The sequence below is a fragment of the Mesorhizobium neociceri genome, from assembly GCF_013520985.1.
Taxonomy (GTDB): domain Bacteria; phylum Pseudomonadota; class Alphaproteobacteria; order Rhizobiales; family Rhizobiaceae; genus Mesorhizobium; species Mesorhizobium neociceri.
Genome location: NZ_JACDTY010000016.1, coordinates 48,787 through 60,808 on the forward strand (window position 1 = coordinate 48,787; position 12,022 = coordinate 60,808).

General features: G+C 57.8%; 13 protein-coding genes and 1 tRNA gene. 6 read left to right on the forward strand and 8 right to left on the reverse strand.

All coding sequences use genetic code 11. The features are described 5' to 3' along the window. Nucleotides 1–12 precede the first annotated feature (12 nt). Genes H0241_RS26050 through H0241_RS26060 form a run of 3 tightly spaced genes read left to right on the forward strand, consistent with a single transcriptional unit; the run spans nucleotide 13 to nucleotide 3,826 of the window. Nucleotides 13–1,548 carry an undecaprenyl-phosphate glucose phosphotransferase gene (locus H0241_RS26050; RefSeq protein WP_181060704.1) on the forward strand — a complete coding sequence of 512 codons (1,536 nt, stop codon included), beginning with the start codon at nucleotides 13–15 and terminating at the stop codon, nucleotides 1,546–1,548. Next, entirely contained in the window at nucleotides 1,545–2,870 is a 1,326-nt protein-coding gene (locus tag H0241_RS26055) for an O-antigen ligase family protein (protein WP_407941776.1), read from the forward strand. Before H0241_RS26050 ends, H0241_RS26055 begins: the two co-directional genes overlap by 4 nt. Before the next feature lie 41 nt (nucleotides 2,871–2,911). Then, on the forward strand, nucleotides 2,912–3,826 hold the full coding sequence (locus tag H0241_RS26060; RefSeq protein WP_181060705.1) for a hypothetical protein: 915 nt from the start codon (nucleotides 2,912–2,914) through the stop codon (nucleotides 3,824–3,826). 92 nt (nucleotides 3,827–3,918) lie between these two features. On the opposite strand, the gene H0241_RS26065 is transcribed toward H0241_RS26060, so the two are convergent. Then, the gene (locus H0241_RS26065; protein WP_181060706.1) at nucleotides 3,919–4,578 is read right to left on the reverse strand and encodes an FkbM family methyltransferase; all 660 of its coding nucleotides are present in this window, start codon (nucleotides 4,576–4,578) and stop codon (nucleotides 3,919–3,921) included. Nucleotides 4,579–4,714: 136 nt separating this feature from the next. After that, nucleotides 4,715–5,683 carry a glycosyltransferase family 8 protein gene (locus H0241_RS26070; RefSeq protein WP_181060707.1) on the reverse strand — a complete coding sequence of 323 codons (969 nt, stop codon included), beginning with the start codon at nucleotides 5,681–5,683 and terminating at the stop codon, nucleotides 4,715–4,717. Nucleotides 5,684–5,828: 145 nt separating this feature from the next. Here H0241_RS26070 and H0241_RS26075 point away from each other — a divergent pair. Further along, nucleotides 5,829–5,905, forward strand: a tRNA-Pro gene (locus H0241_RS26075). An 87-nt stretch (nucleotides 5,906–5,992) separates the two neighbouring features. Here H0241_RS26075 and H0241_RS26080 read toward each other — a convergent pair. From H0241_RS26080 to H0241_RS26100, 5 genes are all read right to left on the reverse strand, one after another. Next, complete coding sequence (locus tag H0241_RS26080) at nucleotides 5,993–6,760, reverse strand: ComEC/Rec2 family competence protein (protein WP_181060708.1); 768 nt, start codon at nucleotides 6,758–6,760, stop codon at nucleotides 5,993–5,995. 338 nt (nucleotides 6,761–7,098) lie between these two features. Next, nucleotides 7,099–7,599 carry a hypothetical protein gene (locus H0241_RS26085; protein WP_181060709.1) on the reverse strand — a complete coding sequence of 167 codons (501 nt, stop codon included), beginning with the start codon at nucleotides 7,597–7,599 and terminating at the stop codon, nucleotides 7,099–7,101. A gap of 2 nt (nucleotides 7,600–7,601) precedes the next feature. After that, on the reverse strand, nucleotides 7,602–8,351 hold the full coding sequence (locus H0241_RS26090; RefSeq protein ID WP_181060710.1) for a hypothetical protein: 750 nt from the start codon (nucleotides 8,349–8,351) through the stop codon (nucleotides 7,602–7,604). Nucleotides 8,352–8,773: 422 nt separating this feature from the next. After that, on the reverse strand, nucleotides 8,774–9,364 hold the full coding sequence (locus H0241_RS26095; RefSeq protein WP_328824829.1) for a CatB-related O-acetyltransferase: 591 nt from the start codon (nucleotides 9,362–9,364) through the stop codon (nucleotides 8,774–8,776). A 159-nt stretch (nucleotides 9,365–9,523) separates the two neighbouring features. Continuing rightward, the gene (locus H0241_RS26100; RefSeq protein ID WP_181060711.1) at nucleotides 9,524–9,982 is read right to left on the reverse strand and encodes a YbaK/EbsC family protein; all 459 of its coding nucleotides are present in this window, start codon (nucleotides 9,980–9,982) and stop codon (nucleotides 9,524–9,526) included. Nucleotides 9,983–10,228: 246 nt separating this feature from the next. On the opposite strand from H0241_RS26100, the gene H0241_RS26105 reads away from it, so the two are divergent. Next, nucleotides 10,229–10,681: a cupin domain-containing protein gene (locus H0241_RS26105; RefSeq protein ID WP_181060712.1), complete on the forward strand. Its 453-nt coding sequence runs from the start codon at nucleotides 10,229–10,231 to the stop codon at nucleotides 10,679–10,681. A gap of 74 nt (nucleotides 10,682–10,755) precedes the next feature. On the opposite strand, the gene H0241_RS26110 is transcribed toward H0241_RS26105, so the two are convergent. Continuing rightward, nucleotides 10,756–11,037, reverse strand: a complete 282-nt coding sequence (locus tag H0241_RS26110; RefSeq protein ID WP_181060713.1) for a helix-turn-helix domain-containing protein — start codon at nucleotides 11,035–11,037, stop codon at nucleotides 10,756–10,758. A 275-nt stretch (nucleotides 11,038–11,312) separates the two neighbouring features. Between H0241_RS26110 and H0241_RS26115 the strand changes: the two genes are divergently transcribed. Next, complete coding sequence (locus H0241_RS26115; RefSeq protein WP_181060714.1) at nucleotides 11,313–11,927, forward strand: hypothetical protein; 615 nt, start codon at nucleotides 11,313–11,315, stop codon at nucleotides 11,925–11,927. Nucleotides 11,928–12,022 lie beyond the last annotated feature (95 nt).

Here is a 12,022-nt window from a genome sequence, read left to right on the forward strand (position 1 = left end):
GTGGGAAACCCGATGAACGAGACCGACCCCACGCGCCGCTTCTCGGCCGATGCGGTGCGCAAATTCGACGGTCCTGCCGAGAGCCCCACGCCCGGCGGCATGAACAGTGTTGCCCGCCAGGTCGCGTCGCAATACCGCCGCGATACGATGTCGCCGGTCATGGTCAGCGGCGTGCTGCGCATCGTCGAATTCGGTTTGCTGTTCGTGTCGGGGCTCGCGCTCTACTTCCATTTTGTCGGCTTCTTCAATTACCTCGCCTGGCAATATCCGCTGACCATCGCCGCGGCCTCTTTCCTGGCCGTGGTGCTGCTCGACGTCAGCGATTGCTACCAAATCTCCGCCTTGATGCGGCCGATCTCCAACCTCGGCCGGGTGCTGATGGTCTGGGCCGGCACCTTCGCCTTGATGGCGCTGACAGCCTTCATCATGAAGATGTCGGAGGACTATTCACGCCTGCTGTTCGGCACCTGGTTCGTTGTCGGCCTGCTGCTGCTGTTCGGCCTCCGCCTGGTGATGTCGAAGCTGATCCGACGCTGGGCGCGCGATGGACGCATGGAACGCCGCGCCGTTATCGTCGGCGGCGGCAAGGCGGCCGAGATGCTGATCCGCTCGGTCGAAAAGCAGCCCTACAACGACATCCGCATCTGCGGCATCTTCGATGACCGCGGCGACAAGCGCTCGCCGCCGATCGTGGCCGGCTATCCCAAGCTCGGCACCATTTCGGAGCTGATGGAATTCGCCCGCATCGCGCGCATCGACATGCTGATCGTGTCGCTGCCGCTGACTGCCGAAACGCGGGTGCTGCAGCTGTTGAAAAAACTCTGGGTGCTGCCGGTCGACATCCGACTCTCGGCGCATTCGAACGCGCTGCAGTTTCGCCCGCGCGCCTATTCCTACATCGGCTCGGTGCCGATGCTCGACATCTTCGACAGGCCGATCAACGACTGGGACTCGGTCGCCAAGCGCGCTTTCGACATCGTCTTTTCGCTGATCGGCATCATCCTGTTTTCACCGGTGATGCTGGTGACCGCCATTGCCATCAAGCTCGACAGCAAGGGGCCGGTGCTGTTCAAGCAGAAGCGGCATGGCTTCAACAACGAGATCGTCGAAGTCTATAAATTCCGCTCCATGTACACCGACCGCTCTGACCCGAGCGCCAAGCAGACGGTGACCAAGAACGATCCGCGCGTCACCCGGGTCGGCCGCTTCATCCGCAAGAGCTCGATCGACGAACTGCCGCAGTTCTTCAACTCGCTGCTCGGCTCGCTGTCGCTGGTCGGTCCGCGCCCGCATGCGATCGCCGCGCAATCGCACAATTTGCTCTACAACGAGGTGGTCGACGGCTATTTCGCCCGCCACAAGGTCAAGCCCGGCGTCACCGGCTGGGCACAGATCAATGGCTGGCGCGGCGAGATGGACACCAATGAAAAGATCCGCATGCGCACGGAGTACGATCTCTACTACATCGAGAACTGGTCGATGCTGTTCGACTTGCGCATCCTGTTCCTGACGCCGCTGCGGCTGCTCAACACGGAAAACGCCTATTGAGCGCGATTTCCCATGATTTGCCGCGGGCCGCGGTCAACACGTTGCCGTCCTCAGCGGTCAACACGTTGCCGCCTTCGGCGGTCAACGCCAAGCTGATCGCACTGATATCCTCGGGCGCGGTGTTTTTTGGCGTCTTCCTTTCGGGCTTCGTCATCGATGAGCCGGCGCCTTACGATCTCTTCATGGTCGGGTTGATCGGGGTGTGGGCGCTGTTTGGCCTGCGCATATCGCGCGCGGCCGTGCCGCTGCTGGTGCTGCTGATCACGATGAACATCGGCGGCATGATTGCGATGACGCAGATGGCCGATCTCGCCAACACGCCGCTCTATCTCGCCGTCTCGCTGTTCCTCGCCTTCACCGCAGTGTTCTTCTCCTCGGTGACGGCGGTGCAACCCAGCCTCTACCGGCTGATCTTCATCGCGTACGTCTGCTCCGCGGTGGCGACGGCACTGCTCGGCATTGCCGGCTATTTCCATGCTTTCCCCGGCGCCGACATCTTCACCAGATACGACCGTGCCCAGGGCGCCTTCCAGGATCCGAACGTGTTCGGGCCGTTTCTGGTGCTGCCCGGCATCTATCTGCTCTATCTGCTTCTGACCGGGTCGATCTCGCGCATGCCGCTTCTGACGGTGCCGCTGTTAATCATCACCGCCGGCATCTTCTTCTCATTCTCGCGCGGCGCCTGGGGCATGTTCGCCGTCTCGGCGATCCTGCTCACCGGGACACTGTTCCTGCAGAGCAACAGCGGCAAGTTCCGGCTGCGCGTCGTTATCATGACCATTGCGGCTGTCACACTGCTGGTGGTCGCGATGATCGTCATCCTGCAACTGCCCGGCGTCAGCGAGATGTTCTCCAGCCGTGCCCAGCTGGAGCAAAGCTACGACACGGCGCGGCTTGGCCGTTTCGCCCGCTACACGATCGGCTTCCAGATGGCGCTCGAACATCCGCTCGGCATCGGACCCCTGGTGTTCGGCACCATTTTTGGCGAAGATACACATGACATCTGGCTAAAGACGCTGATGGACTATGGCTGGCTCGGCTTCGTCTCGTTCCTGTCGCTGACGCTGTGGACGATCGCCGCCGGCTTCCGCATCCTTTTGCGCGACCGGCCGTGGCAACCCTATTTGCTCTGCGCCTACGTCGCCTTCATCGGCAATATCGGGCTCGGCACCTTCATCGACATCGACCACTGGCGCCACGTCTACCTGCTGCTCGGCCTGATCTGGGGGGCAATCGCGCTGGAATACAGGCATCAGCGGGGGTTGAGGGCGGTGGCGGCTTGTTCCCAGAACAGCCTTGTCGATCACCGCTCCATAACCTAAACGTTCCACGTTCTTGAGGACATATTACGAGTGGTGGCGCTTTGCGACTTTCAAAAAAATTTGTTGGGGCGTTTCGCAGCAACGAAATTGTCTATAGCGCCATAAGGACACGTGATTGGCTTAAATACCGGTATTTTCGGCAGAAGGGCGCCGCCACAGGCCGTAGCTTTGCTGAAGGGTTGGGCAAAGCGGACGAAAGCAGCTTTTGTTTCGTTGTCTCATTCAACACTCCGTGGGTGATCGACGCTCTCACAAAGGGCTGGCAGAAATATTCCAACGGCATGATCCTTGTCGTCGTCGACAATTCGACATCCCCGGCGGCACGGCAGTCCATCGAAAAAATTTGCAAAATTCGAGGCGTTCCCTATTTCGGCTTGCCGGGCAATCCGGAGCGCAAAGGGGGCCGGTCGCATGGCATCTCGATGAACTGGATTTACTACAACATCGTGCGTCACCTGAAGCCAAAGGCCTTTGGCTTCCTCGATCATGACTGCTTGCCGATCGCGCCACTGGACTTCGCTGAACGCCTAGGACGCAAGACTGGCTACGGGTTGAGGCTCGTCTCTGCCTCCAACTACAAATTCAAGAAGGCTGCCGACGACAAGGGTTGGTTCCTTTGGGCAGGGCTTTGCTTTTTCAGATATCGCGATGTCGAGCACCTGCCTCTCGATTTCAGGGGGAGAGGGCAGATTGGTCTCGACACCGGCGGCGGCAACTGGAACCCGATCTATTCGCGACTTCCGTCTGAGGATTTCGAATTTGCGACGGAGAGCAGCCTCCCCCTTCATCTTGGCGAAGTCGATGCGAAATACCAGATCCTCGACAAGGCGCTGCTCCATGTCGGCGGCGCTTCCTATAAGGGACCATCAAGCGAAATCGACTACCGCCGGTTGTTCTCGGACCATGTCTGGACGACCTATCTGGACGGGACGCAGAACCGAATTGTCATGATCTGACCGGTGAGCTCTTGCGTGGGCAACCGGCGTCGACCCGAACGGAGTGCAATTCCAACCCGAAGGCTTTCGATCCCTAACCATCGGGTCTGGACTTAACCCCAGTCCAAATTGATGTTTCGAATGCCTTCCCGCGAAATCCGCTGGCGCAACTGGCCGATCCTGTCGGCCAAGCCCGGCGAAAACCGTTCATGTGTTTCGACTAGGACCTGTCCGATAGAACGATGAATACCAGCATTGAGGATGGCTTCGATGCACTCCGCTTCAGCCCCTTCTATGTCCATCTTGACGACAGCGATCGGTTCATGAAGTCCCTGCAGAAACTGGACTACATCCACCACCTCGATCTCAAAGATGCTCCCGTTCACGTGCAGCGGTGTCTCGATAAGGGATGAACCTTCGGTTCGGCCGATATTGTCAATGCCAGACGGCTGGTAAAATCGAGCCGTTCGCGCTGATCCTCCGACCGCCTTAGGGATGATTGTCACTCTATCGTCTTGGCCAAACCTTTTCGTCAAAACCTTCCGAGCGGTGGGATCGGGCTCAAAAGCAATAACCTTCATTCCATAGTTGAGGGCATGCCGCGTGACATCGCCGACATTCGCTCCGAAGTCGATAAACAGACCCCCGGCCGGAGCAGTCTTCATTACCCGGTGGAAGTCGTATTCGGCTTGGCGGTTCGGCTTAGGGGGCATGTGCCACTTGCGATACAAGTGCCAGCGCACCGTGAACTCGAAATAGCTTTCCTTCAACATAGCCAGCCTTGTCAAATTTGGTGGCGCTTCACAGCGCAAAATCTGCCAAGTAATCTCTGCGTGCCCCTAAGTCTAGTCACACTTGATGCCATCATTGGGGATAATGTGTTCCTTGGCGCTGTCGCAGTGTACAGTCTCAGCCAAAGCCCCCAAGCACTTCTGGGAAACTGACGGCCATCTCGCCGGCAATCGCTTGCGCGGCGTACATCTCATGCATCTTTCGGCCATCGTAGCGCGCGCGGCTCCTGGCGATGCCCTTGTTCAGGAGGGAACCGGCAATGGGGTCAAGCCTGCGGGTCAGCCGCTTCACAACACCTCGTTCGAATGGGATGCGCTGCCGGAAAGGCGCTGCCCATGGCGTATCCTTTGCCAGTTCCCGCCAGACCGCCAGCGCATCGAGCTCCACGCCCGCCTGGGTTCCCCATGGCTTGCCGCCAGCAAAATGCCGGGCATACGCCTGGGAAAATCGATACTCCTTTGTGAGGTTGGACATCAGATTCCAGTTGGGATGCATCGTCTGCCACTTTCCCTCGAAGACTATGTTCAGCGCATTCTGATCGTTCAACTGCCCTGCGACGGCCACCTCTCTGGCGCGGTGCAAGAGACCCTGTTCACGCACCAGCGGCATGTTGAAGACGATGATGCCGGCGTTGAAATAAGGAGCCCCCGCCTGCATCGACAATTTGTTCCGGTAGCCCGGGCGGAAATACATATAATCGTCGTGAGCGGCCAACAACGGAGCATGAAGTGTCTGGCCCACTAGGTCGCCGATATCTCGATTGAACAGAACATCGCAATCGACATGGGCGATGCGGTCGTAGTCCGCGAATTGAGGCAGTTGGTCGGCGAAAAGCCGGACAAAAGTGCCGACATTGCTTGGCCGGAAAGTATGGCCGGCCTGCGCAAACAACGCCGATACGTCCATTATGCGAAGGCGGTTCTTCAGCAGGCGGTCAGCAACACGCATATCGGCATCACGTGCGCCGACATGGAGGATGAAGCCTGGCGTTGCTTCTCCCGAAACGTCCAGAATTCTGCGCGCCGCCAAGCATGCATACGGGAAATAGTTGGCGTCAGCCGCTAGAAAAAAACAGGAACTTGCCACGCGCAACCCTTCTGATCGGTATTGGGCGAGCCATACCGTCTTGGCGTTGCGCCGACAAGGCCGAACGCCTGGCGACTTTTCCGGTCCAACGCGCCGTTTTAGCGCTTGCACCATAACCCTTGAAAATATATGGCTTTGCGCGGTCCGGAGTGTAGCGCAGCCCGGTAGCGCACTTGACTGGGGGTCAAGGGGTCGTCGGTTCGAATCCGGCCACTCCGACCAATTAAAACAAGGACTTACCCCCAGTGGGTCCTTGGCAATTTCCCTCTCATCACCGCCCTAGGTATCGTCAAGGGTAACGCCGGCCCATTAAGGCCCAGCCGGAAACAGGCTTGCAAACGAGCTTCTGTATCCGCAGAAGCTACTATGCTGAGGAACAACGGCAAAATTCCCAGCAGATTCGATCCTGAGAGTTATGTCGCCCTGGCACGGCTGGATCACACCACCCGACAAGGCCGTTTGCCGCAATATCGCGGCCAATTCGGGACTTATGCCGGGCATCGCAAATAGCTTGCTAGCGTTTGCACCACATGCGGGCATGAGGTTTGTGCAGAATGGCGAGATGCCTTGTTTAGAAAGCCACTCGATGACGTCCTGAGACGGATGTGAATGTCCATTTGCTGAGGTGACACCGTAGCGGTCACCCCCTATTGTAAAGAGGTTCTCAAGTACCTCAGGTGCCGAATCGTGTTGTGAGCCGTGGTGCGGGAGGTTGACAACACTTGCCATGATACGCCGACCAACATTTCGTTCGAACCGATTACGGCGACTGCGCCAATTGTTCAGCGTTCCGTCGCCTCCGAGAACTACGTCAACCCCTGCATAGCTGAATCGAATTGCCAAACTAATATCGTTGTCATCCAAGTTGCCGAACATATTTGGGTCATCTCTCTCGATGCGACCAATGTATTCTCCCTTTGACACCTTCAACGGCAACACTGTCTGAATGCTGACTTGCGAAAATCCAGACGGCCCGATCGTATTTTCTTCACCCGCACACTCAGTCCAGAAATTCTCTTGTGTCGATGCCCACTTTATTATCTGAAGAAATTCAAAAGCCGCTGTACGCTCTGACATCCCGTCTGTTCTCGAAGCGATTTTGACTAGGTGTGCGGCTAGCTTTGCTCGCCTTCGCGTGTTTGCAACAAGGTCACCCATCGGACAAGAATAGAACTGGCCGACTTTTCCGGTGAAGTGCTTACCTATGGCGTACAGGCCCGAATAGTGATCTCTGTGAGGATGAGTCAGACATAAGAATGACAGCTCTGTCGCGCCCAAGGTGCGGAGGACCTCAAGCGCCCGAGGCTCGCTGTCAGCTTCTGCATTACTGTCGACTACCCCAAAATGCTTTTTCGAACCATCGTCGAATTCGACGATCGTGGAACTGCCGTGTCCCACATTCAAAAACCGGAAAGTTAAGGACAACCGCTCTCAACCCACATTTCGAGCGATTCCATCCCGTCCAGGCGCGGCTGCTGGTCGATGTCGCGCGGACTAATCTGAGGTATCCTGTAACCCCCGTCAGAACCAAGAGAGATCCAAACCGGCTGACCAAAGACTCGAAGGTCCTCGTCGATCAAGGTGATCGGAAATTTGACGAGCAAGTTCCCTGAAGGAAGGTAGCAGTCAAGAATAATAAATTCTGTTCCGACCTGGGAAATAACGGCCTTCGCTCTGTTGGACGTTTCAGCGTGCATGCTGGCTTGGGGCGTTGTCGAGCGCTGACGACGACCGACTTGAGTAACCTCGCCTGAAGACGTCATTGTCTCAGTGAGATGACCAGTCTGAAAGGCCTCGACAGGCGTAGTTTGCATGGAACGCTTCAGATCGGTATTCCGATGGTTGCGCCCTTGGCTAAACAAGACACCGTCGATAGCCACATCCGCCTCAGTCGACTTTCTGGCTGATTGCACCACCGCTACCTTCCTTTTCCACCCAAAACACTTTGCACTAGCTTTTCGGCTTTATCAACCTTAGTCGACGACCACCGAAACAACGATTTCTCTAGAAGGAAAAAATCTAACTCAAAGAGGTCCAAATCAACGACCGCATTGTAATCAGAATAATATTCCGGATCTATGTCGTCCTTGGTCTTAGCCAAGTGCATATCGATATTTTTTTGAGCAAAAGGGCCATACGATACCCGATAATTTACGCTGTCTTCCGCCTTACCCTCGACAATAACGGCCGCATCCTTGATGTCACCCAGGATATCGCGAATCGATTTTGAAGCCCCTTCATCAAACATATGGTCGACACTTCCAAAGCGCAGCGGAAGCTTGGCACTCTTGATCAGCACGATAAAACGTATCCCAAACCGCTTAACCTTGGCTACTTCGGCTATGGCCATCAACTCGGATGCAACCTTATTGACGTTGCGGAATGCCGTGTGTTGCAAGACTCCAACGAGGGCGGTTCCGAATGGCCATTCGATAGCCCCGGAAATTGAATTTGGATCAATTGAAATGTTTATGGCTGGTGCACTGTCCTCTGTCTCTCCGCTAACCCGATTTTCAGCTCGAGCCTCTCCAACTTTGGTCAGAAAATCCGGAACTGTGTCTAGCAGAGTTCGAATGCACGCTCCCCTCTTATCGTAGACGGCATAACTTAGATCGTAGTCCAAGCGCCAAAGGATTTTTATCAGCTTCACGGATGTCTCGTCGGACATTATTAGCCCCTAAAAATCCAGCCACCCGGCCCGGCCGCCGTCGAACGAGCGCATAGTGCTTCAATTTCTGTCAAAGTCCATACTTGTGGGATGTGCCGAATGAGCACGGGCGGGGTGATCGCTTGAGCACCGGTCAAATGGTCAGTCGATGGGTTTCGGGGACGTCGACCACGAATCTGTGGGCGGAAAGCCGGCCCAAATCCATGCAAGAACACGGTTCCAGGCTAGCTGGCCCTCTTTAAGCGTTCGATCATCGCGGCGAACTCCCCGGCCGATTTCTTCGCCGGCGCATACGCCCTGCCCTCGTCGCTTGCCAGCCAGGCATCCACTGCGGCCTCAACCCTCCGGAGGCCAAAGCTGCCGCGGACAAGCGCGACACGCGATTTCTCAGCCGCATCGCAGCCACTCGCAAAATGCCTTTCTTACGACGTCATGCTGCCGTGCCGCTCGATGAAAGGCTCGATGGGGCCCGTGAGAAAAGCAGCCTCCTGCTTGATCTTCTCGTCGCTCCATTCCCACCACCGGATCGCCAGCAATTTCGCGATGACGTCCTGTGAAAAGCGATAGCGGATAAGCTTGGCCGGGACCCCGCCGACGATCGCGTATGGCGGCACATCCTTGGTGACAACGGCGCCGGCCGCAACGATGACGCCATCGGCAATGTGGACGCCCGGCATGATCATCGCATGGCGGCCGATCCAGACATCGTTGGCGATGGTAATGCCGACGGGTTTGCCGCTATTCTGAGTAAGATCGACTGAGTCCATCATGCGGCTGTAGATCGGGAATGTGGTTGCGGCCCAAGGGGAATGAGCCCCCCCGGAACACATAAAGCTGACGTTGCCGGCGATCGAACAAAACGCCCCGACGGTCAGCGGAGCGAGTTCGGAAGTTGCAAGGACTTTCTTTCGGCTCACGCCATAGGTATTGCGCCCAACGGTCACGCTTGATGGCAGCTTGGACCGAAACGGGCTTTTCACGCGTAGCCATTTGCCAACAGTCAAAATGATCACCTATGCTTCTGGTGCCAAAGACCCACGGGGTTTCGCCATAGACGATATCGAGCAGCCTTAGCAACCTGCTGCCCAGCCGTTAGCTCGAATCCGCCACTCCGACCAATCTAAAACATGGACTTGCCTCCAAATCTCCTCTTCTCAAGTCACCTCAACAGTTTACTGGCACACATCCACCCATTCGGCGTTGACGATCTCGGCCATGCGCTGCGGGCTGAGCCGTATGGCGGCGTTGGTGGCGCCGGCGGCGGGAAGGACTTCATCGAAGGCACGCAGCGAGACGTCGCAATAGACCGGCAGCGGCGCCGGCAGGCCGAACGGACAGACGCCGCCGACAGGATGACTTGTGGCGGCGACAACCTCATCCGCGTCAAGCATGCGCGGCTTGCCGCCGAAGCGGTCCTTGAATTTGCGGTTGTCGAGCCTCGATAGGCCGCCGGCCACGATCAGCATGGTCTGCTCGCCGACACGCAGGCAGATGGTCTTCGCGATCTGCGCCAGCTCCACGCCGTGCGCCGCCGCCGCCAGCGCTACTGTCGCAGAACTCGCTTCCGTCACCAGGACTTCGACATCGGGCGCATGGACAGCCAGGAAGGCGCGCACGGATTCAAGGCTCATCTCGGCATCGTCCCATTCGAAAATGCGGTTAGCGTTCACACTGGATAGCTTCACGCTCGATCGCCGGCAACCTCGCCACCCCTCGACGGCTCCAGCGATGCCAAGCCTGGCGGGTCGCGCCGCATGTCAGCAACGGAAGGCGCATCCCCCGTGCGGGAGATGTGTTCGGGCTGCTGCCTTGGTAGGTCGCAATGGATCAGGGCCGGCGCTGATGCTGAGCTCCTACGATCCACTGGAGAGATCATCATGCTCAAACTCGCCTCGGCTCTGGCGCTGCTGCTTATCGGAACGACGGCGGTGCTTGCCGACGATATGCCGATAAACGTGGGCGATATCAAATGGGGTCCCGCTCCCGCTGTCCTTCCTGCTGGCGCGGACCTGGCTGTCATCGCCGGAGATCCTTCAAAGAATGGCATTTACGTACTGCGGCTGAAGCTGCCGGCCGGCTACAAGATTGCCGCGCACAATCATCCCACCTCGGAATATGTGACGGTGATTTCCGGCAATTTTCATATCGGAATGGGTGACAAACTCGACGAGACCAAAGGCATCGAACTGACCTCCGGCGGCTTCGGCGTTGCCCCGCAGGGAATGAACCATTACGCTTGGACGACAAGCGATACGATTGTCCAGGTTCATGGCGAGGGGCCGTTCGCGATCACCTACGTCAACCCGGCGGACGATCCGAGCAAAAAGTGACATTTTGTCGTGCATAAAAAAGCTCGCCAGGGCAAACCATGGCGAGCTTGTCGAGAGACGCCTTGGCGTCGTTGTTATGAAACGGACCGATTCTCCACAGGCGTCGTCGGCGCCGGGGTATCGATCAGGGCCGTTTCCGGCAATTGCAATGCTGCGGCGATCCGGCGAAGTTTCGATGGATCGGTGTCCTTGCCGCTCTCTATGTCGGCAATCTCGCTGGTCGACAGACCGCAGGTCAGGGAAAGCTCTTCAATACTGTATCCCTTTGTTTCCCGGATGGCTTTAAGGCCGGGGTGCTCAAGCGCAACATCGGCCGCCAGCCTGGAGAAGGGTTCGTGTTTTGCATTTTGGGGCATTGGCAACTCCATGGGCTAAAGAGTTTTGGATCAAATGATAGGGTGTTGCCTGAGAGCCGGGACAATGCCCGCTCAAGGGCGATTTGCCAAGACCCAAACCGACCGTCACGGCATCGTGAACCGGCGTCAAAAACCGCCTGCCATCGGGCACGTCGCGATCAAGTTCTTTTGAAGGACCGCACGCCGAAGTGTTCAGCGGTTTCGGGCCGCTCGCGCGTTAGCCTGATGTCGCTGGCAACCGCATTAGGCCAGCTTTCCCCAAGAGGATCAGACCCATGACATTGAAGACATCAGCCATCGTGCTCGCAACGATCTCAGGCCTCGCCGGCGCCAGCCTGGTCGCGGCGCAAGCCGCCGACGCCGTGCGCATTCGCGGCACCGTGACCGCCTTTGCCGGATCGACGCTGACGGTGAAGACCCGCGAAGGCGCCACCGACGCCATCGCGCTGGGTCAGGGGTGGAAGATTTCCGGCGTCGCCAAGGCGGACGCCGGGGATATCAAGCAAGGCGATTTCCTCGGCATTGCCTCGGTTTCGAAGGCCGATGGCGGCAGCGGTGCGCTGGAGGTGGTGATCTTCCCGGCGGCGCTCAAAGGCGCCGGCGAAGGCGACCGCCCGTGGGATCTCGAGCCCAACAGCCGGATGACCAACGGCACGGTTGCCGATGTCACCGAGATTGCGGGCCGTACGGTGACGCTGACCTACGACAATGGCCAGAAAAAGCAGATCGCGATCCCGCAGACGACACCGGTGGTAACCTTCGCGCCGGCGACGCCGGCCGACCTCCGGCCTGGTGCTGTGGTGTTCGTCAACGCCGAGCGTGGCAGCGACAGCACGCTGACCGCCGGCCGGGTCGTGGTCGGCAACAACGGCGTCGTTCCGCCGATGTGAAAGCGGTTGCTGCGCCTGCGAAGGCGCCAGACACAATCCAGAAACAAAATTCTACAGTCGGGAAAAACTGTCGAAAAGTTCGGAGGCGATAGTCA